This is a genomic window from Streptomyces sp. NPDC091281, assembly GCF_044757425.1.
Classification (GTDB): Bacteria; Actinomycetota; Actinomycetes; order Streptomycetales; family Streptomycetaceae; genus Streptomyces.
In genome coordinates this window covers 57,310-83,998 of record NZ_JBIVUY010000021.1, presented here as the reverse complement: position 1 = coordinate 83,998, position 26,689 = coordinate 57,310, and the positions used below count along the sequence as shown (strand labels likewise).

Genomic DNA, 26,689 nt, shown 5'->3' with positions numbered 1-26,689 from the left:
GGGGTGCGCCCGCCGCACCGCCGGGGTCCCGGCCGCCCCCGGCCCCCCCCCGCCCCCCCGCCCGCCGGGCGCGCCCCCCCCCCCCACCCCCCAAAGACTGGCGTACCGGGCCCCGTTGACCCCGTCAAGAGGAGGCACGGGCACGCAGAAAAGCCCGGATCCGAAGATCCGGGCTTTCACTGACGTACAACCAGGCGGTCCTGACGGGATTTGAACCCGCGGCCTCCACCTTGACAGGGTGGCGAGCACTCCAAACTGCTCCACAGGACCAGGTTTTCGCGGCACTTGCTTGCGCTCCGTGCTGCGAGACAGGACTCTACAGGACCCTGGCCCGCCTGGTCGAACTCACTCCCCGCACCCGCTCCGTCACGGAGCGGCGGCGTCGATCGCCTTCACGATCCGCTTGTCCGAGACGGGGTACGCCGTCCCCAGGGCGTGCGCGAAGTAGCTCACCCGCAGCTCCTCGATCATCCACCGGATCTCCCGCACCGCCGACGGCACCGGCCGTCCCGGCGGCAACTGCTCCAGCAGCCAGGCGTACTCGTCCTGCATCTCCCGGACCTTCTCCATCCGGGCCGTGTCCCGTTGGGCCCCCGTCGCCATCTGCTGCACCCGCCGGTCGGCCGCCACCAGGTACCGCATCAGGTCGGGCAGCCGCCGCAGCCCCGCGGCCGTCACGAAGCCGGGCCCCATCAGCGCGTCCAACTGCGCCCGTACGTCCGCCAGGTTCGCCAGCAGCACCGCGCTGCGGACGCCCTTGAGGCGCCGTTCGCAGGCCTGCCACGCGGCGAGCACCTGCTGCACCTGGCCGACCGCCCGCACCGTCAGATCCACGATCTCGGCGCGGACCTTGTCGTACAGCTTCCGGTACGACTCCTCGTCCCACACGGGGCCGCCGAAGTCACCGATCAGCCGGTCCGCCGCCGCCATCGCGCAGTCCTCGAACAGTGCCTGCACCGAGCCGTGCGGATTCGCCGACAGGGCCAGCTTCTGCGCGTTCGTCAGCTTCTCCGAGGCGAACTTCGCCGGGTTCACCGGGATCGACCGCAGGATCAGCCGGCGGGTGCCCTTCCACATCGCCTCCGCCTGCTCGGCCTCGGTGTCGAACAGCCGCACCGACACCGTGTCGCCGTCGTCGACCAGCGCCGGGAACGCCTTCACCGGCTGGCCGCCGCGCCGCGTCTCGAACACCCGCGTCAGCGTCCCGATCGACCAGTCCGTCAGCCCCGACCGCTCCAGCGACGGCCCGCCGGAGCGCTCCGCCGTCGCCGCGGCGGCCTGCGAGATCGCCTGCCGCGCCTTCGGGCGCAGCTTCAGCTTCAGGGCCTCCAGGTCCTTGTCCTCGGCCAGGTTGCGGCGCCGCTCGTCCACGATCCGGAACGTGATCTTCAAGTGGTCGGGGACGCGCGCCCAGTCGAAGTCCCCGGCCTCGAACGGCACCCCCACCATCCGCTTCAGGTCGCGCGCCATCGCCACCGTCAACGGCTCGGTCAGCGGCACCGCCTGGTCCAGGAACCGCTGCGCGAAGTTGGGCGCCGGAACGTAGTTGCGGCGGATCGGCTTCGGCAGCGACCGGATCAGCTCCGTCACCACCTCCTCCCGCAGCCCCGGGATCTGCCAGTCGAAGCCCTCGTCCGTCACCTGGTTCAGCACCTGCAACGGCACATGCACCGTGACACCGTCGGCGTCCGCGCCCGGCTCGAACTGGTACGTCACCCGGAACGTGAGCGCGCCCTGCCGCCACTGGTCCGGATAGTCGTCCTTCGTGACGGCGCCCGCCGACTCCCGGATGAGCATCTCCCGCTCGAAGTCCAGGAACTCGGGCTGCTCGTGCCGCTTCCGCTTCCACCACGAGTCGAAGTGCGCCCCGGACACGACGTGGTCGGGCACCCGCTGGTCGTAGAAGTCGTACAGCGTCTCGTCGTCGACGACGATGTCCCGCCGCCGCGCCCGGTGTTCCAGCTCCTCGACCTCGCCGAGCAGCCGCCGGTTGTCGGCGAAGAACTTGTGGTGGGTCCGCCAGTCGCCCTCCACGAGCGCGTTGCGGATGAACAGCTCCCGCGACACCTCCGGGTCGATGCGCCCGTAGTTCACCTTCCGCTGCGCGACGATCGGCACGCCGTACAGCGTCACCTTCTCCAGCGCCATCACCGCGGCCTGGTCCTTCTCCCAGTGCGGTTCGCTGTACGTGCGCTTCAGCAGGTGTCCGGCGAGCGGCTCCACCCACTCCGGCTCGATCCGCGCGTTGACCCGCGCCCACAGCCGGCTCGTCTCCACCAGCTCGGCCGACATCACGAACCGGGGCTGCTTGCGGAACAGCGACGACCCCGGGAAGATCGCGAACTTCGCGTTCCGCGCCCCCAGGTACTCGTTCTTGTTGCCGTCCTTCACATCCTTCATCCCGATGTGCGACAACAGGCCCGCCAGCAGCGACACATGGACGCGGTCGCCGGGGGCGTCCTCCTCGTTGAGGTGGATGCCCATCTGCTTCGCGACCGTGCGCAACTGCGTGTAGATGTCCTGCCATTCACGGATCCGCAGGAAGTTCAGGTACTCCTGCTTGCACATCCGCCGGAACGACGACGAACCCCGCTCCCGCTGCTGTTCGCGCACGTACCGCCACAGGTTGAGGTACGCCAGGAAGTCGCTGGTCTCGTCCTTGAACCGGGCGTGCTGCTGGTCCGCCTGGGCCTGCTTCTCCGCCGGGCGCTCACGGGGGTCCTGGATGGACAGCGCGGCCGCTATCACCATGACCTCCCGCACACAGCCGTTGCGGTCGGCCTCCAGCACCATCCGGGCGAGCCGCGGGTCGACGGGCAGCTGGGCGAGCTTCCGCCCGGTCTGCGTGAGCCGTTTCGCCGGGTCCTTCTGCTCGGGGTCGAGTGCCCCCAGTTCCTGGAGGAGCTGGACGCCGTCGCGGATGTTGCGGTGGTCCGGCGGGTCGATGAAGGGGAACCGCTCGATCTCGCCTAGCCCCGCCGCCGTCATCTGGAGGATGACCGACGCGAGGTTCGTCCGCAGGATCTCGGCGTCGGTGAACTCGGGCCGCGCCAGGAAGTCGTCCTCCGAATACAGCCGAATGCAGATGCCGTCCGAGGTACGGCCGCAGCGGCCCTTGCGCTGGTTGGCGCTCGCCTGCGACACCGGCTCGATCGGCAGCCGCTGCACCTTCGTCCGGTGGCTGTAGCGGCTGATCCGGGCGAACCCCGGATCGATCACGTACTTGATGCCGGGCACCGTCAGCGACGTCTCCGCGACGTTGGTCGCCAGGACGATCCGCCGACCCGTGTGCTGCTGGAACACCCGGTGCTGCTCGGCGTGCGAGAGCCGCGCGTACAGCGGCAGGACCTCGGTGAAGCGGTACTTCTTCTTCTCCAGCGCGTCCGCCGTGTCCCGGATCTCCCGCTCGCCGGACAGGAAGACCAGGATGTCGCCCTGCCCCTCCGCCATGAGTTCCTCGACGGCGTCGGTGATCGCGGTGATCTGGTCGCGGTCGGCGTCCGCGGCCTCGTCGCCGGTGACCTCCTCCAGCAGCGGCCGGTAGCGCACCTCCACGGGGTACGTCCGGCCGCTCACCTCGATGATCGGGGCGTCCCCGAAGTGCCGGGAGAACCGCTCCGGGTCGATCGTCGCGGACGTGATCACGACCTTGAGGTCGGGGCGGCGCGGCAGCAGCTGGGCCAGGTACCCGAGCAGGAAGTCGATGTTGAGGGACCGCTCGTGCGCCTCGTCGATGATGATCGTGTCGTAGGCCCGCAGTTCACGGTCGGTCTGGATCTCCGCGAGGAGGATGCCGTCCGTCATCAGCTTCACGAACGTCGCGTCGGGATTGACCTGGTCGGTGAACCGCACCTTCCAGCCGACGGCCTCGCCCAGCGGGGTCCGCAGCTCCTCCGCGACCCGCTCGGCGACCGTGCGGGCCGCGATCCGCCGCGGCTGGGTGTGCCCGATCATGCCGCGGACGCCGCGGCCGAGTTCCAGACAGATCTTCGGGATCTGCGTCGTCTTCCCGGAGCCGGTCTCACCGGCCACGATCACCACCTGGTGATCCCGGATCGCCTCCGCGATGGCGTCCTTGCGCTGACTGACCGGAAGCTGCTCGGGATACGACACCGCGGGCACCCGGCCCCGCCGCACCCCCATCCGTTCCTCGCACCGCGAGACGTCCGTGTCGATCTCGGTCAGTACGGCGACCCGCGCCTCGGGCTTGCGGATCTTGCGCGCACCTTCGAGCCGGCGCCCGAGCCGGTGCGCGTCACGGAGCGACAGCTCGGCCAGACGGGAGGCGAGAGCGCCGAAGGACGGGGCGGGAGCAGGCTGCGTAGACATACGCGATCCAGGATCTCATCCCGGCCAAAATCGTGGCGAGCGCTTTTGCCGCCGTCGGTCGGGGCGGGGGCGGCTCGGCCGCTCCCGGGGCCGGAGACCCAGGGGGGCGGGGACCGGGGTCACGCAAAAGACCCCGATCCGGGGATCGGGGCCTTCACTGTGGCTGGGGCCGGGATCGAACCGGCGACCTATCGCTTTTCAGGCGATCGCTCGTACCAACTGAGCTACCCAGCCACGCAGTTCACCGAAGTGATCTGCAAGCGGTCCTGACGGGATTTGAACCCGCGGCCTCCACCTTGACAGGGTGGCGAGCACTCCAAACTGCTCCACAGGACCCAGCTTTGCGTACGACAATATCGCACACGGTGTTGCGTGCCCCCAACGGGATTCGAACCCGTGCTACCGCCTTGAAAGGGCGGCGTCCTAGGCCGCTAGACGATGAGGGCTATCGGCCCGCCTGGGCGCTTCGCAGCGCGTCGGGGACGTGAGAAGCATATGGGATGGCAGGAGGGATCGCCAAAACGGTTTCCCGGGGGCGGGCGGAGCGGTTCGCCGGGGCCGATCAGGGGGTGGGGGCGGAGGGGGTGGGAGGGGTGCCGGGGGCCGTCGGGGGGTTCGTGCCCGGCGTCGTGCTGGGGGTGGCGCCGGGCTGGTTCTCCTTGGGGAGGTGGCGGCTGACCTCGGCGGTGGTGAGGCCGAGTCCGCCGAGTTCGATCTCGTCCCAGGCCTGGAGGCGGCGGGTGTCGCGGTCGAAGTAGAGGATCGACGCCTGGATGGGGTCGGGGTACTTGCCCTCGACGGCGCGCAGTCCGCTGCCGCCCGTGGAGCCCTCGATCCGCAGGCGGGTGCCCTTCTTCAGGACCTCCGTCTCGGGGTGGTGGAGGTGGCCGGAGAGCACCATCGGGACCTCGCCGTCGGTGCGGCGGGCGGCGGAGGGTTCGTGGACGACGGCCACGTCGACGGGGGTTCCGGCGGCCTTCTGGGCGCGCAGGGCGGCGGCGAGGGCGTCACCGGCCGCCTCCTGGGTGCCGGCCGAGCCGGGGACGGTAGAGCGGTCGGGGGTGAACTGGGGGTCGCCGATGCCGGCGAAGCGCAGTCCGGCGACGGTGACGGCGCGGCCGTCGTCGAGGACGCGGACGTTCTTGATGTCCTGGAGGTACTGCTGGGTGAGGGCGGAGTCGTGGTTGCCGCGCACCCAGAGGTAGGGGGCGCCGAGGTCGGCGACGGGGTCAAGGAAGCCGTTCTCGGCGGCGGTGCCGTGGTCCATGGTGTCGCCGGAGTCGACGATGACGTTCACCTTGTACTGCTCCACGAGCGAGGCGATGATCTTCCAGCTCGCGGGGTTGAGGTGGATGTCGGAGACGTGCAGCACGCGGACGGTGGTGGGGTCGGGCTGGTAGGCGGGGAGGGTGGAGGTGGCGTCGTAGAGCTTGGTGACGTTGGTGACGAGGCGGGCGAGTTCCTGCTGGTAGACGTCGAACTCGGTGACGATGCTGCGGGCGTTGCCGACCACGGAGGGCGCCGAGGAGAGCAGGCCGGAGAAGCGGGGTTCGAGGACGGAGCCGGGTTTCCAGGTGGCCCAGGCGCTGACGCCGGAGGCGGCGAGCAGGGTGAGGGCGAGGCCGCCCGCGGTGAGGGCCGGGCGGGGGCGGCGGTACACGGCGAGGCCGAGCGCGGTGGCGCCGGTGACGACGGCGGCGGCGGAGCGCGCGGCAAGGTCGAGGGTGCCGTGGCCGACGTCGTGGGCGACCTCGTTCTGGAGCCCGGAGAGGCGTTCGGGGTGGTCGACCAGGGCGCGGGAGCGTTCCGGGTCGAGCTGGTCGACGTTGACGTCGAGGCGCAGGGGGGCGGTGTGGCTGTCGAGGTGGAGGGCGCCGAGCGGAGAGATGTTGATCTTCGTGCCGCCGGTGGCGGACGGGCGCAGGGTCATGGTCGTGTTCATGGGGCCGACGGGGACGCGGACGTCACCGACGGCGAGGAGGCCGAGCCAGGCACCGAGGAGGACGACGGCGCAGAGGCCGAGGGCGCGCGTCCAGGGGCGGGCGGGGGAGCGCGGGGTGAGTTCGGGGACGGTGGGACGGGAGCGGGCTCTGGCCATTGGTCGCGTATGCCCAGGTGTGTGTCCGGCCATGCGGTGGCTGGGCCGGGGGTGGTGCGGGTGCCGCTCGTACGGGGGTGTCGTGGCGGAGAATGGGGGTGTGCTGGAGATGACGCGCGAGGAGTTCGAGGAACTGGTGTCCGAGGCGTTGGACCGGATTCCGCCCGAGTTGACGCGGTTGATGGACAACGTGGCGGTCTTCGTGGAGGACGAGCCGCCCGCCGACGATCCGGAGTTGCTCGGGTTGTACGAGGGGACGCCGCTGACGGACCGGGGGGAGTGGTACGCGGGCGTGCTGCCGGACCGGATCACGATCTACCGGGGGCCGACGCTGCGGATGTGCGCCTCGCGGGACGAGGTCGTGGCCGAGACGGAGGTGACGGTGGTGCACGAGATCGCCCACCACTTCGGGATCGACGACGCGCGGCTGCATGCGCTGGGGTACGGGTGAGCGGGCGCGCTCGGCGGCTGGTGGCCGACGGCTGACGGGCGGCGGGTGGCGGATGACGTCTGACGGGGTGGGGGCGCTGCGGTCGGCGGGTGGCGCCTTCCGGGTGGCGCGTGGTGGCTGAGGGGGGCTCAGGGGTGGGGGCGCGTGCGGGGCGCGTGTCCTCCCGCGGGTGGCGGGAGTTGGGCTGGGGGACTCCTGTGTCTGCTTCCGGAGGTGGCCCCGTGCGCCCCTGTTCCGTTCCCGTTCGTCTGGCCGCCGCGGTGCTGGCCGTGTCCGCGGCTTCGGGTTGCGTGAGTGTCGGGGACGGGGAGGGCGGCCGGGCACGGCCGTCGCACTCGGCGGGCGAGCGGGCGGAGGGCGCGCCGGACGGCGGCTCCGACGGCTCCGGCGGCGGATACGGCTTCGGGGCGGCGGGCGGCGACGGCAAGCGGGGCCGGGGCGAGGGCAAGCACGGGGCGCGCCCGGGGAAGTCGGGGGAGCCGTCGGCGTCCGCGTCGGCGGAGCGCAGCGACGCGCCGTCGGCCGGGCCGCGGCCGGGCGGGAGCGCGGCGCCGGGGTCGGTCGAGCCGCCGGGGCCGGTGGAGCCTTCGCCGACGCGGACCTCGGAGCCGGAGCCCCCGTCGTCGCCGGAGCCGCCCGCGTCGCCGACCCCGGAGCCGACGGTGGCCGAGCCGTCGTCGTCGGCGGACGCGGAGCCGGTCCCCCAGTTGGTGGAACGGGAGCCCGCGCCCGAGGCCGGGGTGCCGGTGTAGCGGGTGGCGGCGTCGGTGCGGGCGGCGGGTGCGTCGCTGTCAGGGGTGGGCGTGACCTGCGACGACGGGGCCGGTTTGCCTTGGGGGGTGGAGGGTGCGTATGGTGGTAGATCGTTTGATCCCATTTGCCCGGCGCCACCACAGAGCGCGCCGTGTGGCGCGTACTCTCCCTTGCCGTGGCTGACCGCATTGAGGCGGTCGTAATGCGAACACGGAGTTGACGGGCGCGTGCCGACGAGACTCCGGAAGGTTTCGCATTCGCATGTCCATTTCCAGTACTGATCACTCCGTCGTGCCCGAGAACGGCGAGGCTGTCGAGGCCGCCGAGATCTCCGGTGCCGCCGACGGCGTGGTCGTCGACGCGGTCGAGGTCGAGGGCGCGGAGGTCGTCGAGGTCGTCACGGCCGACGAGTCCGACGAGGAGCCCGGTCTCACCTTCGCCGACCTGGGGCTGCCCGAGGGCGTCGTGCGCAAGCTCGCCCAGAACGGTGTGACCTCCCCCTTCCCGATCCAGGCGGCGACCATCCCGGACGCCCTGGCGGGCAAGGACATCCTGGGCCGCGGCCGCACCGGCTCCGGCAAGACCCTCTCCTTCGGTCTGCCGACGCTGGCCACGCTGTCCGGCGGCCGGACCGAGAAGCGCCGCCCGCGCGCCGTCATCCTCACGCCGACGCGTGAGCTGGCCATGCAGGTGGCGGACGCGCTCCAGCCGTACGGCGACGTCCTCGGCCTCAAGATGAAGGTCGTCTGCGGCGGCACCTCGATGGGCAACCAGATCTACGCCCTGGAGCGCGGCGTCGACGTCCTCGTCGCGACGCCGGGCCGCCTCCGCGACATCATCAACCGCGGCGCCTGCTCCCTGGAGGACGTGCAGATCGCCGTCCTCGACGAGGCCGACCAGATGTCCGACCTGGGCTTCCTGCCCGAGGTCACCGAGCTGCTGGACCAGGTCCCCGCGGGCGGCCAGCGGATGCTGTTCTCCGCCACGATGGAGAACGAGATCAAGACCCTCGTCGACCGGTACCTGAAGAACCCGGTCTCGCACGAGGTGGACGCCGCCCAGGGCGCCGTCACGACGATGTCCCACCACATCCTCATCGTGAAGCCCAAGGACAAGGCGCCGGTCACCGCCGCGATCGCCTCCCGCAAGGGCCGCACGATCATCTTCGTCCGCACCCAGCTCGGCGCCGACCGCGTCGCGGAGCAGCTGTGCGACGCCGGTGTCCGCGCCGACGCGCTGCACGGCGGCATGACCCAGGGCGCGCGCACCCGCACCCTGGCCGACTTCAAGGACGGCTACGTCAACGTCCTCGTCGCCACCGACGTCGCCGCGCGCGGCATCCACGTCGACGGCATCGACCTGGTGCTGAACGTGGACCCGGCGGGCGACCACAAGGACTACCTGCACCGCGCGGGCCGTACGGCGCGCGCCGGGCGGACCGGCACCGTGGTGTCGCTGTCGCTGCCGCACCAGCGCCGTCAGATCTTCCGCCTGATGGAGGACGCGGGCGTCGACGCCGGGCGTCACATCATCCAGGGCGGTACGGCGTTCGAGCCCGAGGTCGCGGAGATCACCGGCGCCCGGTCGATGACCGAGGTGCAGGCGGAGTCGGCGGGCAACGCGGCGCAGCAGGCGGAGCGTGAGGTCTCCGACCTGACGAAGCAGCTGGAGCGCGCGCAGCGCCGGGCGACGGAGCTGCGCGAGGAGGCGGACCGGCTCGTGGCGCGGGTCGCCCGTGAGCGCGGCGAGGACCCGGAGACGGCGATCGCGCAGGCGCACGCCGCGCAGGGCGAGCCGGGCGCGGTCGCCGAGGCCGTGGCCGGGGACGCGTCGGCGGCGGCCGAGGTGTCGGTGCCGGAGCAGCCGGTGGCGCGGGACGCCGAGCGCGTGGAGCGGACCGAGCGTCCGGCGGCGGCAGCGTCGTCGTCCTCGTACGAGCGTCGCGACTCCCGTGAGTTCCGTGAGCGTCGCGACGACCGTGGCGGCCGTCCGTTCAACCGTGACCGGGACGACCGTGGCGGCCGTTCCTTCAACCGTGACGACCGCGGCGGTCGCTCCTTCGAGCGTCGGGACGACCGTGGCGACCGGGGCGGCTTCAACCGTGACCGGGACGACCGTGGCGGCCGTTCCTTCAACCGTGACGACCGTGGCGGCCGTTCGTTCGAGCGTCGGGACGACCGCGGCGACCGCGGTGGCTTCAACCGCGACCGCGACGACCGCGGTGGCCGTTCCTTCAACCGCGACCGCGACGACCGGGGCGGGCGTTCCTTCAACCGCGACGACCGCGGTGGCCGTTCGTTCGAGCGTCGCGACGACCGCGGCGAGCGTCGGGACGACCGTGGCGACCGGGGCGGCTTCAACCGTGACCGCGACGACCGCGGCGGCCGTTCCTTCGAGCGCCGGGACGACCGCGGCGGCTTCCGCCGGGACGACCGGGGCGGCCACCGGGGCAGCGACCGTCCGTTCAACCGCGACCGCCGCGACGACCGTCCGGGCTTCCGCTCCGGCGGCCACGACCGTCCGGGCCACGACCGTCCGGGGCACGACCGCCCGTACGGCCGCCGTGACGACCACCGCGGTGGCAGCGGTGGCGGCTCCTTCGGTCGCCGGGACGACAAGCCGCGCTGGAAGCGCAACGGCTGACACGCCCAAAGGCACCGAGAGGCACCGAGAGGCGTCTTGAGGCGCTGAGGGCGGGGGCGCGTGAGCGTCTGACGCCGTGACGCCATGATGGCGAGGGCCCGTACGACTTCGGTCGTGCGGGCCCTTTCGTGTGCCGGGCGTGTGCCGGGTGCGTGCCGGGTGCGTGCCGGGTGTGTTTCGGGCGGGTGCCGGGGCGCGGGGGGCGCGGGGGAGGGCGATTTCCGGTCACGAAGTGACGTGTGTCACGCGCCTCGTGAGGGAATTGCTGGGGGCATGACAGATGACGTCAGAGCCAGTGGGCCGACGGACGAGGAACGGCTGGCCCAGCTCGGTTACACGCAGGTCCTCGCCCGCCGGATGTCGGCGTTCTCCAACTACGCGGTCTCCTTCACGATCATCTCGGTCCTGTCGGGCTGCCTCACCCTCTACCTGTTCGGCATGAACACGGGCGGCCCGGCCGTGATCACCTGGGGCTGGGTCGCGGTCGGCCTGATGACCCTGTTCGTCGGCCTGGCGATGGCGGAGATCTGCTCCGCCTACCCGACCTCCGCCGGTCTCTACTTCTGGGCGCACCGCCTGGCGCCCCCGCGCAGCGCGGCGGCCTGGGCCTGGTTCACGGGCTGGTTCAACGTCCTCGGCCAGGTCGCGGTGACCGCGGGCATCGACTTCGGCGCCGCCTCGTTCCTGGGGGCGTACCTGAACCTCCAGTTCGACTTCGAGGTGACGCCCGGCCGGACGATCCTGCTCTTCGCGGCGATCCTGCTGCTGCACGGGCTGCTGAACACCTTCGGCGTGCGGATCGTCGCCCTGCTGAACAGCGTGAGCGTGTGGTGGCACGTCATCGGCGTGGCGGTGATCGTCGGCGCGCTGACGTTCGTGCCCGACGAACACCAGTCGGCGTCTTTCGTGTTCGGCGAGTTCGTCAACAACACGGGCTGGGGCAGCGGCGTGTACGTCGTCGCGCTCGGCCTCCTCATGGCCCAGTACACCTTCACCGGCTACGACGCCTCCGCCCACATGACCGAGGAGACCCACGACGCGTCCACCGCCGGCCCGAAGGGCATCGTGCAGTCCATCTGGACCTCGTGGATCGCCGGTTTCGTCCTCCTCCTCGGCTTCACCTTCGCCATCCAGTCCTACGACGGCGCCCTGAACTCCCCGACCGGCGCGCCGCCCGCCCAGATCCTGCTGGACGCGCTCGGCGCGACGGCGGGCAAGCTGCTGCTGCTCGTCGTGATCGGGGCGCAGCTGTTCTGCGGGATGGCGTCGGTGACGGCCAACAGCCGCATGATCTACGCCTTCTCGCGCGACGGCGCCCTCCCGTTCTCCCACATCTGGCGCACCGTCAGCCCCCGCAGCCGGACCCCCGTCGCGGCGGTCTGGCTCGCGGCGGGCGGCGCACTGGTGCTGGGCCTGCCGTACCTGATCAACGTCACCGCGTACGCCGCCGTGACCTCGATCGCCGTCATCGGCCTCTACATCGCCTACGTCATCCCGACCCTGCTGCGGGTCCGCAAGGGCGAGGACTTCGTACGCGGCCCGTGGCACCTCGGCCGCTGGTCCCGCCCCATCGGCATCGTCGCCGTCGCCTGGGTGGGCGTCATCACGATCCTCTTCATGCTCCCCCAGGTGTCCCCCGTCACCGGCGAGAACTTCAACTACGCCCCCGTCGCCGTCCTGGTCGTCCTCGGCTTCGCGGCGATCTGGTGGTTCGTGTCGGCCCGGCACTGGTTCCTCCGGGGGGACGCGGGGGAGGCGGTGGTGCCGGTGGGGGAGGCGGATCTGCCGGGGCCTCCGGGGTCTGCGGGGCCTGCGGGGTCTGCGGGGCCTTCGGCGGAGGGGTAGGCGGGGGTCGGGAGGCAGCGCGGCCAACCAGCGAAGCCTCCGGCGGAGGGATGGGTGGGGGCGGGGGCGGCAGGCAGCGCGGCCGACCGCCGGGACCCGTCCGACCGGGCCGAACCGCCGCTGTTCGGCCCATCTCCGGCATCCGGCACGGCCGTGTCCCGATACCCGATCGGAGACGCGGCCACGTCCGGCTATGCTCGGGGAGGCACATCGCCGTGGGCCCTTAGCTCAATTGGCAGAGCAGTGGACTTTTAATCCATTGGTTGTGGGTTCGAGTCCCACAGGGCCTACCGGCAGCGGGAGAGGGAAATGTCCTCCGACCTGCTACGCAGCGCCTGAGTCGACTTCGGTCGGGTCGGGCGCTGCTTCGTCTCGTGATGCCGCACTGGTGACAGCTGGCAGGAGAAGGAGGCCGACACCTTTGCAGCCGAGTCGGCCTCATCGACGTGGTCGACGAGGTGCTCGGGCGAGCCAGTGGCCGGTTCCGGGTCGGCGACAAGCGCTCCGGCTGAAGGCGATGAACGAGCCCGGCTACCAACGCTGGCTTGTACACGTGACCGCATGACGCAGCCCTGATCACGACCGCTCGGACAGCCTGGGGGCGAGCAGCTCCAGTACTTCCTCCCAGCGGTAGCGGTCGGCCCCGCCGCCGGCCTTCGGGCGGTGGGGCTCGTACGAGCCGATGAGGACGCCCATCTCGCGTAGCTGCTCCAGGTTCCGGCGGTATGCGGGGTGGGCGGCCTGGGCGGAGTTCAGGTAGGGCAATACGGCGATGGGGACGTCCATGGCGGGTGCTTCGCACAGGATGCCGAGGGCGAGGTTGTCGGAGATTCCGGCGGCCCATTTGTTGACGGTGTTGAAGCTGGCCGGGGCGACGGCGATCGCGTCGGCGGGCCGGATCGGGCGCGGTTCGCCCGCCGAGCGCCAAGCGGAGCGGATGAGGCGCCCGATCTGGTTCTCCACCGCCTCCACGTCGAGGAAGCCGAGCCCTTGTGGTGTGGCGACGACGCCGACGTCCCACTGCCGTTCGTGCGCCGCGGTGATCAGTTCGCCGACGTCACCGGCGACTCCGGCCGCGCAGACCACGATCTGGAGAAACGGCCTGTCGTGCTGGTCATTCACGCGGATACTCCCAGTCGGCGGCTGAAGTGGTGCAGTTCGGGCAGGGCCCGGCGGCGGTCGCGGGCTGCCATGTCGGCAACCAGTTCCCGTACGGCCGGGCGGCGGATGTCCTGTGCCGCGCAGCTCTCGGCTAGGCGCAGGGCCTGATAACCGTCGGAGAGTCTGCCCTGCTGACTGTATGCGCGGGCGGTCTCCACCCAGAGCGCGGCCCGGCGCTCGGGGACGGGAATGTGACGGCGCATGAGGGGCCGTGCGGTCTGCAGGGCGATACCGGCGTCGCCGAAGGAGACGGCCGCGCTGACCTCGTGCAGGGCGACGTTGGTGGGGCTGAAGTTCGCCCAGGCGTCCGGCTGGTCGAAGGCGACGTAGCGGGCCACTTCCTTGGCCTCGGTGAGGAAGTCCTGGGTTGGTGTCGCGGTCGCCGTCTCTGCTGGCGGTGGTCGTCCCGCGCAGCAGGAGCAGGTCCACTCGCCACCGGCGTGGTCGCCGTCACGGCCGGGAGCGGTGGTCTTCGCTGACGGGGAGCGTCAGTTCGTCGGGTACGCGCTGGGTCTGGGTCGACTGGCAGGAGCCGGGGCACAGGGCGATGTCGGCGGCGACGCCGGAGCCGACCTCCGGGGAGAAGATCCGTGGGGTGCCCTGGATGGTCCGGTCGCAGCGGAAGCAGATCGTCATCGCCACTCCTGGCGGATCAGCCGGTACAGGGCCTTGCTCGTGTCGCACAGGTCGCGGTCGTCGGTGCACTGCTCGCAGGTGCTGACGTGGTCGAAGAGCGCGGTGTGCGCGCGGGCGGCGGTGTCGCGGCGGCAGGCACGTGGGAACCAGCGGCACCCGTCGTCGGTCTGCTCGCCCAGGTCGACCGAAGACTCGATGGTCACCGGCTCCGCACACCAGACGCAGACGGCGCCGCGCTGCTGCGCGTCGGGGAGGTCGGCCCGGTCGGGCAGGCCGAGGAGAGTCAGGACGTTGGGAAGGATCGCGTCGACCCGAAGACGGGCTGTACCGCGTGGCATGTCGACTCCAGTCGGTCGGCCTCAGCCCCGGACCGTTCGTACGGTCGCGGGGGTTCCTTGCTGACCTCACGCTGATGCCTCGAAGCGGTCATTCCTACTGCGTTCAGGGGCCGTTCGGAACCGTTTGTGAATACGGAGAAAAGCGTGCCGAACGTCCTAGGGGGTACGAATGAACGAGCCACTTCGCCGGGCCATGGCTCAAGCCCGCATCAATGACAGCCAGTTAGCCGAGCGCTGTGGCGTCGACACCAAGACGGTCGCCCGGTGGATCACGCAGACAGGGCGCGTGCCTCACGCTCGGCATCGATGGGCCGTCGCCGACGCTCTCGGGGAGGACGAATCGGTGCTGTGGCCAGCCGCTGCCAAGAAGCTCGTCAAGGCGGGACCCGACCGTGAGGTGGCCGAGGTCTTCCCCTACCGCTCCGCCTGCCCGTCCTCCCTGTGGCGGTCGCTGATCACGAAGGCCGAGCGCGAGCTGACGTTCGCCGGGTACACCAACTACTTCCTGTGGCTGGAACAGGCCAGGTTCGGCACCGCGCTGCGCCGGAAGGCCGCTGCCGGATGCCGGGTCCGGTTCCTCGTCGGAGACCCGGAGAGCGACCTCACCCGGGCGCGGGAGCAAGAGGAGGACGTGGCCCTGACTCTCTCCACTCGCATCCGGGTCACGCTCTCCGAGCTGGAGAAGCTCCAGGGCCACGACATCGCCGCGCGGTTCTCCACCGGTCATGCCTACCTGAGCGTCTTCCGCTTCGACGACGACATGATCGTGACGCCCCTGCTGACTCACAGCGTGGGTCACGACGCGCCGACCCTGCACCTGCGGCGACACCAGGACAACGGTATGTTCGACCGGTTCGCCGACCACGTCGAAGAGCTGTGGACGCGCGGCACACCAGTGTGGGGGGACACCGATGGGCAGGCGTGACTACGAAGACGACCCGGCGGCGCCCCGGGCCAACAGCCTGGTTCCCGCGGCATCAGCCGTCGTGACCGACGAAGCGGGCCGCATCCTCTTGCAAAGGCGTGTCGACAACGGAACCTGGGCCCTGCCCGGCGGGGCCCTGCACATCGGTGAGTCCCTCCCCGAGTGCGCGGTACGGGAGACGCGAGAGGAGACCGGCATCGACGTCGAGGTCGTCGGCATCGTGGGTACGTACTCCAACCCGCGGCACGTCTTCGCCTACGACGACGGAGAGGTGCGGCAGGAGTTCTCCATCTGCTTCCTCGCCCGTCCTGTCGGCGGTGAGCTGGCCGTGTCGGACGAGTCCACAGACGTCCGCTGGTTCGACCCGGCCGACGTGGACGAGCTGCCGATGGTGGCCGGCGTCCGCAAGCGCGTGAACGATTGGCGCTCAGGAGCGATGCCAGCGATCGGCTGAACCCGGACATGACGAAGCGGTCCCGCCCTCCCGGAGGAGAGCGGGGCCGCAGGTGGTTGTGCGCCTGGGCCGTCAGCAGCTCACGGATCGGCCGGAGGTGGCAGAACCCGCAGTCGCAGTCGCAGTCGGCGGTTGATCTCCCACGACGCTCTGGCGTAGTCGTACCGGGATCGCTCCCAGATGAGAAGAACGTCACGGAGTCCGGTCCGCGGAAGCTCCGTGGCCCAGGAGCGCGCGGCCGTGTCGACCGGCCAGGCCGGGGCGTTCCGGTCCTCGGCGGTGGCGGTCCGTAGTTCTTCGTAACGTACTTCGGGGATGCGTACACCTGACGCGTGACCGGGCTGGACCAAGAGGTACTGGCCGAGGAACGGACTGGCGACGAGACGTGGCGCCGGACGGGGCGACGTCGGGTTGTCCGTCGTGACGGGCGGGCGTGCGGTCACGGGGATCTCCAAGGGTGGACGGGTGGTTCGTCCGGGTGGTGGGCGGACCAGTCCTCGCGGGCGGCCACGAGCGCGGGACGCACCTTCTCGTCGAGCAGGTGGGCCTGGGCGCGGAGTTTCGCGGCGACCTCGGCGACTCCCCGCGGGTCCAGGCCGAGAATCCAGCGACCCACGCAGACCTGGAGGTTGACGACCGGTACACGAAGGCCCGGATTCGGGTGGTAGGGGGAGCAGTCGATGCTGCCCTCGAAGACCGCGTCCTCCTCGACCGTCTCCCAGACGTCCGGGGCGGTGAGGGGCATCGTCGGTCCGTCGAAGAGGTGCCGGTGGTTGATGTCGGCCAGCCGTTCCCGTAAGCCGTCCGGGGGCACGCGGGCCTCGGTCGGGTCGTCCTCCGCCCAGGCGGGGAGGTAGCCGGACGTCGCCCTCCCGCTGACGGTGGTGATCGTCCACTTTCCGGGAGTGCTCCAGGGCGGCGTGCTCCGAGCGGTGTCATCGGGCGGTCCGACCTCGAACCAGACGACCTTCCCGGTCGACTTGGGGGCGCTCCCCCAAGCAGTGGCCAGCGCCTCGACCAGGCGCAGGCCCCGGCCTCCCTCCGCTTCCGGCGAGCCGTGGCGCGGGAGCGGGCGGGCAGGACTCACGTCGGTGACCTCGACCCGGACCCGTACGCCGGTCCAGCGCACGGCGACCGCGCAGGCGGACTCGGTGTGCCGGACGGCGTTCGTGATCAGCTCGGTGGAGAGCAGCTCCAGGTCGCCCCAGGTGGTCTCCGGCAGCCGCACGTCCCAGCCCCGCACCAGCGCGACAATCCTGCGCCGGGCTTCGGGCACGGCCTCGGCCTCGGCGTCCACGTGGAATCCGTACGGGCTTGCGTGAGGGCCGGTCATCGTCCGTGGTCCTTCACGTGAAATCGGCCGCGATGACGCGGAAGTACCGGGATGGGCATGGTGCTTGACCTTTCAGTGGTGTGGCGGAGGGTTCGGCGAAGCGTGGTTGCGTCAGCTGGTGCAACGGAGCACTCTCAGTAGACGACTGCGTACCGCACGCAAGAGACTCCAGCGCGTGACCCCAACTCGGAGTCAGTGCGCGGACTCGCGTCGTCGCCGCAGATCGGGCCGTACGGAAAGAAGGTGCTCTTGACCGGTGCGGAGCGGGGGCCGCGCGAAGTTGTCGCGGGGCTCCTCGCGGACCAACGTCTGCTCGTTGCCTGCGCGGAGCGCGACATGGGTGCGCTCTTCCGGCTGCTCAACCATCGCGGGATCAGCACGCGCCGTCTTGCCGCGGCCGTCGACATCACCCAGGGGCGGCTCTACGACTACATGAACGGCAAGAGCCGGGTCGAGAAATTGGCCATCTTCGAGCAGATCTCCGACGCCTTCCACATCCCTGGCCACCTCCTCGGCCTGACGAATCGCCCCTGGGAGCCGGTCGCGCCGCCACCACCTCTCGTGCTGGGCGAGCGGCTGCCGGACGGCAACGACATGGCTGCGATGAACGCCTTCCGGGCCGCAGACCGGCAGGCCGGTGGTGGACGCCTCTACAACGCCGTCATGCGGCACCTGCGTGACACCATCGGGCCTCGGCTTCTCGTCGCCGACGGCACTCCGCACGTCTTCGCCGTCGCTGCGGTACTCACCGAGATGACGGGCTGGATGGCCCACGACTCAGGCCAAGACGGCGTTGCCGGGCGCCACTTCACCCGAGCGCTCTCTCTGGCCCGCGCTTCGGGCGACACCCCGCTCGCCGCTGGTATCGCTGCGAGCACCAGTCACCTCACCCTGGAGACCGGCGACCCGGCTACAGCCGTGCACTGGGCTCGGACGGGCATCGATCTGGCGTCGGCCGGTCCCGCCGTCCCCGCGCTGATCGCCCGCGTTCACACCATGTCCGCCCGAGCCCTGGCCGCAGCAGGCCAACTTGATCCAGCTCTGGGAGCCCTCGGCCGGGCCGAAGAAGCTCTTGAAGGCGTGGCCGAAGCGAAACGTCCCTGGCTGAGCCCGTTCGACGCGGCGGCCCTCGCTCTCGAGACCGCCTTCGTTCTACGTGACCTCCGACGCCACGACCAGGCGCGGGCACAGGCCGAACTTGCCATCCGTCTGCGTGAGTCGGGCCGTGCCCGATCTCTGGCTTTGAGTCAGATCACCTTGGTCGGCCTTCACGTGCACTGTGGTGAGCTGGACGCTGCCGTCGCCGTCGGCCACGATGTGCTCAGTGCTGACCCCAACCTCGGCTCGATCCGTGTCGTCCGCCAACTGGACAAACTTCGTACGCTACTCGTTCCACACCGCAGTCACCCGCCGGTCGATGGACTGCTGACACGGTTCGACGAGACGCGACGGGCGAGAATGCTCCTGCTCGCCGACATCGTTCCCCCGCCCAGCAAAGGCGCCACCGCATGAGGCCCACTCCCGCCGACCCCGAGGCATGGAACGCCTACCTTGCCGAGGGCAATGCCACCCAGGCCCGCAAACGCGTCTCCGCCGACGTCCTCCTCCGTGACGAGCAGGATCGTGTCCTCCTGGTCAAGCCCACCTACAAGCCCGGCTGGGACCTTCCTGGCGGTATGGCCGAGGCGAACGAAGCCCCCGACGACGCGGCGCGCCGTGAGGTGAAGGAAGAACTGGGCCTCGACATCACTCTCCTCGGCTTGCTGGTCGTCGACTGGGTCCCACCGCATGGCCCCTGGGACGACCAACTGGCCTTCATCTTCGACGGGGGCACACTCACCGCCAGGCAAGTCGTGGAGATCCGCCCACATGACCGGGAACTGTCCACGACGGCGTTCGTGTCCCCGTCCGAAGCCGCACGTCAGATTGGTGACCGTCTTGCCAGGCGACTTCGGGCGGCCCTCACGGCGGGGTCAGGGCACGCTCTGCTCCGTGACGGCTGCTGATCCTTCGTGAACCTGAGGGCTGTCCCGCAACTGCTCTAGACGTGCTCCTCATCAGCCGCCGGGCTGGTGTTCTCTGTCGCTTCCCGTGCACCAGCCGGGTTCCTGGATCGTGATGGGTCCGTGGTCGCACGTGGGGACAGTGACTCTGCGGGACGAGTTGTCATGATCCGGCATGAGCGTGTTCCTTGTTCCGCTGGTCATCGGCGCCTGAGCGGGCGTTGGGGCGAGGAGCCTGGCTCATCCCTCATCCCTCATCCTCATTCCTCGTTCAGGAGTTCCGCCGCGGCTTTCGGGTCCATGAGGGTCGACCAGGCCTGCTCGGCGGGAAGGAGGGAGCGGCTGGGGAGGGCGTACTCGGGGTACCAGGCGGTGGGATCGCAGCCGGGGACATGGCGCAGGACGACCGCGGTGAGGTCGTCGGGTACGGAGCCGGTGATGCGCACCGCGGCATAGGTCTCATGGCCGTCGTCAGCGCGGACGAGGATGCCGAGGCGGAAAGCGGGAAAGTCGGCGGCGTGTTCATGCCCGTCGTGCAGTGAGCCGCGGGTGAGTTCCCGGACGGCCGCAGCAAGATCACGGACAAGCCGGGTGCCGGCCTCGAGGTGGTAGCGGTCACGGTCGTTCTGGTCGGGAAGAAGGTGCCCGACGTACGTGGTGGTGCTCAGGGGCTGGCGGTTGTTCGCGTTGTACTGGGCTCGTGCGGCCCTCGCGGTTGTCTCCAGGGCTGAGTAGAAGTCGTCCGGCGACCCGTCCTCGCGTTGCCCGGCAGCGATGAGCCAGGGCAGGTCTTCGTCGGTCCAGATCGCTCCGCGCCAGCGTTGGACCTTCACCTTGAAGAGCACCTCGTCGTCGATCGAGCGGATGCGCTCATGCCCGACCTCGTCGTCGCCGAAGTGGTTGCGGGCCTTGGCCAGGAGCGGATGATCCAGTTCGTCGAGCGGTTCCCGGGCTGACGGCAGCGGTAATTTCAAGTCCTCGCGGAGCGCGCGGAGGGTGGGGCGAGCGGGCCGCATGGATCAGTCGTCCTCGCCCACTCCGCCGAGTTCCTTGATGCGCTCCGGTGACAGCCCGGTGAGCAGCGAGACGCTCGACTCCACGGAGCCGTCGAGTTTCCGCAGCTTCTCCAGCATGCTGGCCCGAACCTCCTCGCGGCGGATCTCCAGGTAGGTCCGGACCGCCTCCGCCACCAGGTCCTTCTTCGTCATCCCCAGAAAGTGGGCGCCGTCCGCGATCAGCTCGTCTATGGCCGCATCGACCTTCAACGGCGCTGTCGTCCGGCTTGTCCGACTGCGGCCTTCTTCTGTGATCTTCACCCGTAGCTCCTCTCTGGTACCAAAAGGTACTCCTATTCTTGTCTACTCACGATCGGTGCTCTGGCTCTGATGGCTCCGGACCGCCGTCAGCCGGGCGTCGTGTCCCTCAGCAGCCCGATGCCCATCCGGTCCGTCTGTTCCGGCGTCGCGTTCAGGCGGTGGAGGACGATCCAGCGGCCGTCGTCCATTGCGGCCGTGAAGAGCGAGGCGTGGCGGGTGGCGCCGTTGTGCCAGTGGAGGGGGCCCGCTTGCTGCCAGGCGGGGGCGGGGGCGCCGAGGCGGCGTTCGACGAGGAGGCGGACGATCAGGTCGGCCGTCGCGCGGGGGGTGGCCCACAGGCCGCCCGCGGGGAGGATCGCGCCGTCCATCGTCCAGGGGCGGCGCGGGCGGCCGAGGAGGCCGGGGGCCAAGAGGCGCTGGTCGGGGGGCGGGGCGGACGTGATCTCCGTGAGGTCCAGGGGGTCCAGGACGTGTCTGGTCACGAGGGCGTCGTACGTCGTGCCCGCCGCCTCGGTGAGGGCGGCGCCCAGGACGGCGTAGCCGAGGTTGGAGTACTCCTCCTCGCCCGGCGGGCCCACGGCGAGGGTGTCGAGGCGGGGCAGGAGCCGGTCCAGCGCGGGGCGGTCGAAACGGGCGTAGGGGTCGCGGCGGGGCAGGCGGCCCGGGGGCAGGCGGGGGAGACCCGAGGTGTGCGCGGCCAGGTGGTGGAGGGTGATGCCGGTGCCGGGGGCCGCGGACGGGAGCCAGCGTTCGACCGGGTCGTCCGGGGTGAGGAGGCCCGCGGCCGTCATCCGGGTCAGCGCGGTCGCGGTGAGGATCTTGGTGACCGAGGCGAGGGGGACGTAGCGGTCGAGGGCGTGGCCGTCGGTGACGGACGGGGGTGCGGAGTCGGACAGGACGCAGGTGGGGGTGCGGGGCACGGGGCTCCGTCCGGGTGGTGGGGGCGGGGAGTGGCTTGGGCGGGGGGCGCTCGTACGGCTCTGGGCAGGCTATGGCGGGTGGCAGGTGCGTGTACCGCGAACGGGTGCGGGCGCGGAGTACCGTGGAAGGACCGAGGGATCGCCGTGCGTCGGCTTCGTGGTCGGTGCCGCTCTCGGGGATCGACGACGCCGGGCCGGGCGGTTGTCCGGGCCCGGGGCAGGGTTCGGCGCCCATGACCGTGCACGTGTCCGCTCCGCCGGCCTCCGGCCCCGCGAGGCCGGGCCGCCCGCGGGCCCCGCGCGCGGGGCGGCTCGAACGGGGGTCCTCGCCGCACGAGGGCGAGCGGCTGCGCCCGCTGACCCGGGGGCAGGTCGAGGACCGGCTGCGGGAGCTGGGCGATCTGTACGCGGAGTGCTGCGGCGGCGGCAGCCGGGCGTGGAACGAGGCGCGTACGGGGTTCCTGCGGCATCTCGCGGCCGACGCGCGCCGCCCCGGCTTCTCCCTGCTGATCGCCGAGTCCACCACCCTCACCGGCTTCGCCTACGGCTTCCCCGCCGGGCGGCACTTCGTCGTCTCCGGGATCGTCGTCCCGCCCCGCGTCCGCCACGCCTACCAGGACCGCACCTGGAACCTCGCCCGGCGCCTGTCCCGGCGGCTGATCGGCGACCACGGCTCCGTGCTCGGGGTGACGCTGGTCGACGTCCGTGACGACGAGACCGTGCGGGTACTGCGGGCCTGGGGGTGGCGGTCCGCCGGGAAGGGCGTGCTCCCGGAGCTGCCGCCGGGGCCCTACCGAGTGCTCGTGCTGCCGCCGGACGCGTGAGCCGTAGAGGTCTCAACCCTGTCGGCCCCGGCCGGGGTTACCTCCCATGGGGCGCTTGCGGCTCGTTCTCGGTCAGGTAGCGGCTGAGGGCGTCGCTCGTCCGGGAGAGTTCGGCGGCCTGGCGGGCGGTGGTGTCGCGGATCTCGGCGATCCTCGCCAGCAGGCCGGGGCAGACCTCGGGGCGCGGCCCCGCCGGGCCTTCGCAGGGCAGGACCTCGCGGATCGTCTCCGTCGGCAGGCCGATGGCCAGCAGGGCGCGGATGCGGGCCACGGTCTCGGGGGCGTCGGCGCCGTACGCGCGGTAGCCGTTGCTGCCGCGCTCCGCCGTGAGGATGCCCTGCTGCTCGTAGTAGCGGAGGGAGCGGGGGCTCACGCCGGTCGCCCGGCTCAGTTCACCGATACGCATCGGGGCCTCCGCTCGTCGCGCCCGCCGACCGGGACCCGTACCCGGCGGCCGGCTTGACCTTGACACTGATGTCAGAGTCTAGCTTCGGCGCCATGAGCCCTCGTACTCCGTCTTCTTCTTCCTCTTCGTCTTCCTCGCCTTCGTCCCCGGCGTCCTCCGTTTCCTGGAGCGTGGACGAGATGCCCGATCTGAGCGGGCGTACCGCGGTCGTCACCGGCGCCGCGAGCGGGCTGGGGCTGGAGATCACGCGGGCGCTCACCGCCCGCGGCGCCCGCGTCGTCCTGGCCGTCCGGGACACCGCCCGCGCCGAACGGGTCCGGACCGCACTCGGCGCCACCACCGTGCTCGGTCTCGACCTGCTCGACCTCGGCTCGGTCCGCCGCTTCGCGGACGAGGTACGAGACCGGTTCACCGCCCTCGACCTGCTCGTCCTGAACGCCGGGATCAGCAGCCAGACGCTGACGCTGAGCGCGCAGGGCGTGGAGAGCCAGTTCGCCACCAACCACCTCGGACACTTCGCGCTCACCGGACTGCTGCTCGACCCGCTCGGCCGGGGCCAGGACCCGCGGGTCGTCACCGTCTCCTCCGCGATGTACGCCCGCGCCACCCTCGACCTGGACCACCTCGACGGCTCGGGCGGCTACTCGCCGGGCCGCGCCTACATGCGCTCCAAGCTGGCCAACGTCCTGTTCGGCCGCGAGCTGGACCGCCGCCTGCGCGGGTCCGGCTCCCCGGTCACCAGCCGTGTCGCCCACCCGGGCGTCGCCCGCACCCCGCTGCACACCACCTACCCCTCACCCGTCCTGCGCCTGCTCACCAAGGCGATCGCCGGTCTCGCGGGCCGGGAACCGGCGGAGGCGGTGGCCCCGATCCTGTACGCGGCCACGTCTCCGGACGCCCGGCCCGACGCCCTCTACGGGCCGACGGGACCGAAGGTGCGGCCCGTGATCCAGGCGGCGCCGTTCAGGGGGCCGGGTACGGACGAGGCGCTCGGCCGCGCGCTGTGGGAACGGTCGGAGCGGGTGACGGGGGTGGCGTACCCGGTGGATGCGTCGTCGTCCGACGCGTAGCGGTCCGATGCGGGGCGGTCCGATGCGGGGCGGAAGCGCGGGCGGCGGAGGGGCGTGCGGCGGAGGCCGTGAGCGACGAGCGGGCGGGCGGCCCGGCGAATCTCCCGCGCCGATTGTCACTGCCATGCCATACGCTGATCATCTGTCGCCGTCCACGCGCCCCCACGGGGTCGCGAGGGGGGACGTGCGGCCTCTTCTTCTTCCGCCCGGGGGTCCGGGCCATTTCTGTGGGGGTCTCATCACTGTGCGCAGGCGCAGCATCTCGATCGCGACGTCGCTCGCGGTCCTGTTCGGTTCCGCGGCCCTGATGACGGGCGCGGCGGGGTCGGCGGCGGCCGACTCCGCGAAGGTCCTGAACGTGGCGGGGGTCGGGGACCTCGTCGTCGACGGCACGCACGGGCGGGTCTACGTGTCCGACCCGAGCGGCGGCAGGATCGTCGTCACCGACTACGCGGGCGCCGTCAAGGCGACCCTGACCGGGCTCCCCGGCGTGACCGGCCTCGCGCTGTCCGCCGACGCGGGGCAGGTCTACGCGGCCGTGAAGAACGGCCACCGGATCGTCGCCGTGGACACCACCACGTACGCCCAGAAGGCCAGTTACGCGCTGGGCGCGGCCCCCGGCGACCTGGAGGTCGTGGACGGGGTCGTCTGGTTCGGGCACGGCGGCAACCTCGGTTCGCTCGACGTGTCGGGGGCCGAGCCGGTGGTGCGGCTCGGGCAGCGCGGCGACGTCGAGTTCTGGGGGGCCGCGCTCTCCCTGGCCGCCGACCCGGCCGTTCCGGGTGTCCTGGTGGCGGGCGGCGGGGGCGAGCTGGCCGTCTACGACGTCACCGCGCAGGGCACGGCCGCGCTGCGCGTCAAGGGCGACATGGACACCTCCGCGCAGCAGATCGACCTGACGCCCGACGGCGGCCAGGTCCTCACCTCGTGGGGCGCCCCGAGCCAGGGCTACAGCATCGGCGCCTACGCGGTGAACGACCTGGCGCGGCAGGCCGGTTACCCGACCGACGCCTACCCCAACGCGGTGCGCGTCGCCCCCGACGGCACCGTCGCGGCGGGCAGCGACTCCTGGTACGAGCCCGACGTGCACATCCACCGGCCCGGCGACCCGGTGCCGACGCGCGAGTACGACTTCCCCAACACCGGGGACAGCAGCGGCTCCGACACGCTGGTGCCGGGGGCGCTGGCCTGGTCGCCGGACGGGGCGCGGCTGTTCGCCGTCTCCGTCAACTCCCGCGGCACGCACACCCTGCGCACCTTGACCGACCCCGCCAAGGAGCTGCCCACCCTCACGGTGGCGGCCCCGGCCAAGGCGGAACGGGCCAAGAAGCTCACCGTCACCGGGCGGCTCAACTCGAAGACGCGGCCCGCCGCGGGCACCGTCCTCACGGTGACCCGCGTCGACGTCGAGTCCCCGTCCGGGAAGGCGCTGCCGGTCGTCAGGACGAAGGCTGACGGCACGTTCTCCTTCGCCGACACCCCGCCCGCGGGCGGCAAGGTCACCTACCGCGTCTCCTACGCGGGCGACGCCACGCACGCCCCGGCGGCCGGTGCCGACGCCGTCGAGGTCTCGCGCAAGGCGGCCTCGCTGAGTCTGGGCAACAACGGCAAGCTGTACGCGTACGGCAAGGACGTGAAGTTCACCGCGCACCTCGGGGCGACGTACCGGAACCGCACCGTCGCGCTCTACGCCGACCCCTTCGGCTCCGACAAGCCGAAGAAGCTGCTGAAGTCGGCCAAGGTCAACGCGCGCGGTGACCTGTCGGCGGTCGTCGACATGACTCGCGACACCGCCGTCACCGCGGTCTTCGCCGGGGACGCCCGCACCGCCGCCCGCACCGTCAAGGTGACGGCGTACGCGCAGGCCAAGGTGTCGACCACGCTCACCAAGCACTACAAGAAGGGCCGGATCGGCTCCACCACCTACCACTACTTCCGCAAGAACACCGATCCCGTGATCACCACGACGATGAACGCCTGTCCGGGCCGCAAGCAGCGCTTCCAGCTCCAGGTGTACGTCCAGGGCTCCTGGATCGAGACCGTGTCGGAGTACATCACCCAGGGCTCCGACGGCAAGCTGTCCGTGCGGCTGGGCGCGCCGGGCGAGTCCGGCATCCGGGCCCGCGTGCGCTCCTCGTACGTCAACGGCTCCTCCGGCGACTCCGTCAACTCCACGACGCACGGCGCCTGGAAGTACCTCGCCTTCACCAACTGAGCCACGGAGAAGAGGAGTCGCGGTGCCCTGCCGGGCAAGTGCTACGCGTCCGGCAGGGACTCCGCCAGGTGCTCCCACGCGCGGTGGACCTGGTCCCCGACCGCGCCGAACTGGGTGATCACGGCGACGCAGCGGCCGTACGCGTCGTCGAGTTCGAGGGCCGAGGTCGGGCCGTGGGCGGCCGTGGAGCGCACCAGACGGCAGGCCTGCACGCCCGCCAGGTCCAGCTCCAGCGAGCCGCCGTCGACCGCCGCGAAGACCCGGCCGTCGTGCGTACGGTCGGTGACGTGGACGCGGCCCGCGCACGCCTGGAGCGCGGACGGGCCGAACACCGCGACCCCCAGCGGCAGTCCGACCGCGCAGACGTGGTCCAGCACCGACGGGACCAGCTCGGGGTCGACCGGCCGGTGCGCGCCCCGGTAGGCGGCGAAGGCGCGCCGCCGGGCCGCCCCGCCGTCGGCGAGGATCGCGTCGAGCTGGGCGAGCTGGTCGCCGTCCTCCCACGCGGGCACCGCGGGCGACGCCGGGAGGCCGGTGGGCGCCGCCCCGGCGCCGATCGTCTCCGCGAGGCCCGCCAGCAGCCGGTCCGCCTCGGACAGCAGGCGCCCCCGGTGCGCGGTGCGGCCCTCCTCGTCGAAGAGGTGCACCGTCACCGCGCCGCCGTTCCCGTTCTCCCGCTCGATGGCCGCCGAGGTCACCGCGGCGCCGTCCAGGCGCAGCGCGATCGCCCCCGGCCGGACCGCGAACGCCTCGCCGCGCAGGGTCGGCACGTCGTAGGCGCCCGCCTGGTCGAGACGGGCGACCGGGCCGCCGGTGACGGCCTGCACGTACCGGAACAGGGTGAGCGAGCGGGCCAGTTCGGGCATCCGGGCGTCGATCAGCCGCACGCTGCTGCGGGCCCGGCCGCAGCAGCCCTCGAAGAGGCAGGGGCCGTCGGTGCCGCCCGCCCCGGGATCGTGGGACGTCATC

22 protein-coding genes, 5 tRNA genes and 1 pseudogene are annotated in these 26,689 nt (G+C 71.5%); 12 read left to right on the top strand and 16 right to left on the bottom strand.

Going from position 1 to position 26,689, the window contains the following annotated elements; translation table 11 throughout:
• Positions 1 to 195 precede the first annotated feature (195 nt).
• From ACIQPQ_RS36730 to ACIQPQ_RS36705, 6 genes are all read right to left on the bottom strand, one after another.
• Positions 196 to 270, bottom strand: a tRNA-Asp gene (locus tag ACIQPQ_RS36730).
• Positions 271 to 366: 96 nt separating this feature from the next.
• Positions 367 to 4,329, bottom strand: coding sequence for an ATP-dependent RNA helicase HrpA (hrpA, locus tag ACIQPQ_RS36725; protein WP_401313070.1), 3,963 nt, complete (start codon positions 4,327 to 4,329; stop codon positions 367 to 369).
• A gap of 160 nt (positions 4,330 to 4,489) precedes the next feature.
• Positions 4,490 to 4,563: transfer RNA gene (locus tag ACIQPQ_RS36720), tRNA-Phe, on the bottom strand.
• Between the two features lie 27 nt (positions 4,564 to 4,590).
• Positions 4,591 to 4,665, bottom strand: a tRNA-Asp gene (locus tag ACIQPQ_RS36715).
• Between the two features lie 37 nt (positions 4,666 to 4,702).
• Positions 4,703 to 4,775 (bottom strand) — tRNA-Glu (locus ACIQPQ_RS36710).
• 116 nt (positions 4,776 to 4,891) lie between these two features.
• Entirely contained in the window at positions 4,892 to 6,427 is a 1,536-nt protein-coding gene (locus ACIQPQ_RS36705) for a metallophosphoesterase (RefSeq protein ID WP_401313068.1), read from the bottom strand.
• A 100-nt stretch (positions 6,428 to 6,527) separates the two neighbouring features.
• Here ACIQPQ_RS36705 and ACIQPQ_RS36700 point away from each other — a divergent pair, with 100 nt between their 5' ends.
• The 5 genes from ACIQPQ_RS36700 to ACIQPQ_RS36680 all read left to right on the top strand — a co-directional run bounded on the left by ACIQPQ_RS36700 (position 6,528) and on the right by ACIQPQ_RS36680 (position 12,409).
• Entirely contained in the window at positions 6,528 to 6,878 is a 351-nt protein-coding gene (locus tag ACIQPQ_RS36700) for a metallopeptidase family protein (protein ID WP_383768577.1), read from the top strand.
• A gap of 290 nt (positions 6,879 to 7,168) precedes the next feature.
• Positions 7,169 to 7,630, top strand: coding sequence for a hypothetical protein (locus tag ACIQPQ_RS36695; RefSeq protein ID WP_401313065.1), 462 nt, complete (start codon positions 7,169 to 7,171; stop codon positions 7,628 to 7,630).
• 262 nt (positions 7,631 to 7,892) lie between these two features.
• Positions 7,893 to 10,274 (top strand): DEAD/DEAH box helicase, encoded by a 2,382-nt coding sequence (locus ACIQPQ_RS36690; RefSeq protein ID WP_401313062.1) that lies wholly within the window; start codon positions 7,893 to 7,895, stop codon positions 10,272 to 10,274.
• A 273-nt stretch (positions 10,275 to 10,547) separates the two neighbouring features.
• Positions 10,548 to 12,119, top strand: coding sequence for an amino acid permease (locus ACIQPQ_RS36685; protein ID WP_401313060.1), 1,572 nt, complete (start codon positions 10,548 to 10,550; stop codon positions 12,117 to 12,119).
• 217 nt (positions 12,120 to 12,336) lie between these two features.
• Positions 12,337 to 12,409 (top strand) — tRNA-Lys (locus ACIQPQ_RS36680).
• A gap of 286 nt (positions 12,410 to 12,695) precedes the next feature.
• Here ACIQPQ_RS36680 and ACIQPQ_RS36675 read toward each other — a convergent pair.
• The 4 genes and pseudogenes from ACIQPQ_RS36675 to ACIQPQ_RS36660 form a co-directional block, all read right to left on the bottom strand.
• Positions 12,696 to 13,241 carry a flavoprotein gene (locus ACIQPQ_RS36675; protein WP_401313057.1) on the bottom strand — a complete coding sequence of 182 codons (546 nt, stop codon included), beginning with the start codon at positions 13,239 to 13,241 and terminating at the stop codon, positions 12,696 to 12,698.
• Positions 13,238 to 13,709: pseudogene (locus ACIQPQ_RS36670) on the bottom strand (transcriptional regulator); the annotation flags it as partial. The gene ACIQPQ_RS36675 and the pseudogene ACIQPQ_RS36670, both read right to left, overlap by 4 nt.
• Positions 13,710 to 13,730: 21 nt before the next feature.
• On the bottom strand, positions 13,731 to 13,916 hold the full coding sequence (locus ACIQPQ_RS36665; protein WP_401313054.1) for a hypothetical protein: 186 nt from the start codon (positions 13,914 to 13,916) through the stop codon (positions 13,731 to 13,733).
• Positions 13,913 to 14,254: a hypothetical protein gene (locus ACIQPQ_RS36660; protein ID WP_401313052.1), complete on the bottom strand. Its 342-nt coding sequence runs from the start codon at positions 14,252 to 14,254 to the stop codon at positions 13,913 to 13,915. Before ACIQPQ_RS36660 ends, ACIQPQ_RS36665 begins: the two co-directional genes overlap by 4 nt.
• A gap of 343 nt (positions 14,255 to 14,597) precedes the next feature.
• On the opposite strand from ACIQPQ_RS36660, the gene ACIQPQ_RS36655 reads away from it, so the two are divergent.
• Both ACIQPQ_RS36655 and ACIQPQ_RS36650 read left to right on the top strand, forming a co-directional pair.
• Positions 14,598 to 15,179: a DUF5919 domain-containing protein gene (locus tag ACIQPQ_RS36655; RefSeq protein ID WP_401313050.1), complete on the top strand. Its 582-nt coding sequence runs from the start codon at positions 14,598 to 14,600 to the stop codon at positions 15,177 to 15,179.
• Positions 15,166 to 15,633: an NUDIX domain-containing protein gene (locus ACIQPQ_RS36650; protein ID WP_401313047.1), complete on the top strand. Its 468-nt coding sequence runs from the start codon at positions 15,166 to 15,168 to the stop codon at positions 15,631 to 15,633. The genes ACIQPQ_RS36655 and ACIQPQ_RS36650 overlap by 14 nt, the downstream gene beginning before the upstream one ends.
• 439 nt (positions 15,634 to 16,072) lie before the next feature.
• Here ACIQPQ_RS36650 and ACIQPQ_RS36645 read toward each other — a convergent pair whose 3' ends face one another.
• Positions 16,073 to 16,966 (bottom strand): ATP-binding protein, encoded by an 894-nt coding sequence (locus tag ACIQPQ_RS36645; protein WP_401313044.1) that lies wholly within the window; start codon positions 16,964 to 16,966, stop codon positions 16,073 to 16,075.
• A 249-nt stretch (positions 16,967 to 17,215) separates the two neighbouring features.
• Here ACIQPQ_RS36645 and ACIQPQ_RS36640 point away from each other — a divergent pair, with 249 nt between their 5' ends.
• Together ACIQPQ_RS36640 and ACIQPQ_RS36635 are read left to right on the top strand one after the other, a co-directional pair.
• Positions 17,216 to 18,478 (top strand): XRE family transcriptional regulator, encoded by a 1,263-nt coding sequence (locus tag ACIQPQ_RS36640; RefSeq protein WP_401313041.1) that lies wholly within the window; start codon positions 17,216 to 17,218, stop codon positions 18,476 to 18,478.
• Positions 18,475 to 18,972: an NUDIX domain-containing protein gene (locus ACIQPQ_RS36635; protein WP_383768610.1), complete on the top strand. Its 498-nt coding sequence runs from the start codon at positions 18,475 to 18,477 to the stop codon at positions 18,970 to 18,972. The genes ACIQPQ_RS36640 and ACIQPQ_RS36635 overlap by 4 nt, the downstream gene beginning before the upstream one ends.
• A gap of 257 nt (positions 18,973 to 19,229) precedes the next feature.
• Here ACIQPQ_RS36635 and ACIQPQ_RS36630 read toward each other — a convergent pair whose 3' ends face one another.
• The 3 genes from ACIQPQ_RS36630 to ACIQPQ_RS36620 form a co-directional block, all read right to left on the bottom strand.
• Entirely contained in the window at positions 19,230 to 19,985 is a 756-nt protein-coding gene (locus tag ACIQPQ_RS36630; protein WP_401313038.1) for a hypothetical protein, read from the bottom strand.
• 3 nt (positions 19,986 to 19,988) lie between these two features.
• Positions 19,989 to 20,234 (bottom strand): hypothetical protein, encoded by a 246-nt coding sequence (locus ACIQPQ_RS36625; RefSeq protein WP_401313035.1) that lies wholly within the window; start codon positions 20,232 to 20,234, stop codon positions 19,989 to 19,991.
• A 137-nt stretch (positions 20,235 to 20,371) separates the two neighbouring features.
• Positions 20,372 to 21,205 (bottom strand): serine hydrolase domain-containing protein, encoded by an 834-nt coding sequence (locus ACIQPQ_RS36620; protein ID WP_401313032.1) that lies wholly within the window; start codon positions 21,203 to 21,205, stop codon positions 20,372 to 20,374.
• A 233-nt stretch (positions 21,206 to 21,438) separates the two neighbouring features.
• Here ACIQPQ_RS36620 and ACIQPQ_RS36615 point away from each other — a divergent pair, with 233 nt between their 5' ends.
• Positions 21,439 to 22,029 carry a hypothetical protein gene (locus ACIQPQ_RS36615; RefSeq protein ID WP_401313029.1) on the top strand — a complete coding sequence of 197 codons (591 nt, stop codon included), beginning with the start codon at positions 21,439 to 21,441 and terminating at the stop codon, positions 22,027 to 22,029.
• Positions 22,030 to 22,066: 37 nt separating this feature from the next.
• Here ACIQPQ_RS36615 and ACIQPQ_RS36610 read toward each other — a convergent pair whose 3' ends face one another.
• The gene (locus ACIQPQ_RS36610) at positions 22,067 to 22,435 is read right to left on the bottom strand and encodes a MerR family transcriptional regulator (protein WP_401313027.1); all 369 of its coding nucleotides are present in this window, start codon (positions 22,433 to 22,435) and stop codon (positions 22,067 to 22,069) included.
• 179 nt (positions 22,436 to 22,614) lie between these two features.
• Here ACIQPQ_RS36610 and ACIQPQ_RS36605 point away from each other — a divergent pair, with 179 nt between their 5' ends.
• Together ACIQPQ_RS36605 and ACIQPQ_RS36600 are read left to right on the top strand one after the other, a co-directional pair.
• A complete protein-coding gene (locus ACIQPQ_RS36605; protein WP_401313024.1) occupies positions 22,615 to 23,505 on the top strand; it encodes an SDR family NAD(P)-dependent oxidoreductase in 891 nt (296 codons plus the stop codon).
• A gap of 244 nt (positions 23,506 to 23,749) precedes the next feature.
• Positions 23,750 to 25,720, top strand: a complete 1,971-nt coding sequence (locus ACIQPQ_RS36600; RefSeq protein WP_401313021.1) for a YncE family protein — start codon at positions 23,750 to 23,752, stop codon at positions 25,718 to 25,720.
• 41 nt (positions 25,721 to 25,761) lie between these two features.
• Here the strand turns inward: ACIQPQ_RS36600 and ACIQPQ_RS36595 are convergent, their stop codons facing one another.
• On the bottom strand, positions 25,762 to 26,688 hold the full coding sequence (locus ACIQPQ_RS36595) for a hypothetical protein (RefSeq protein WP_401313019.1): 927 nt from the start codon (positions 26,686 to 26,688) through the stop codon (positions 25,762 to 25,764).
• Position 26,689 lies beyond the last annotated feature (1 nt).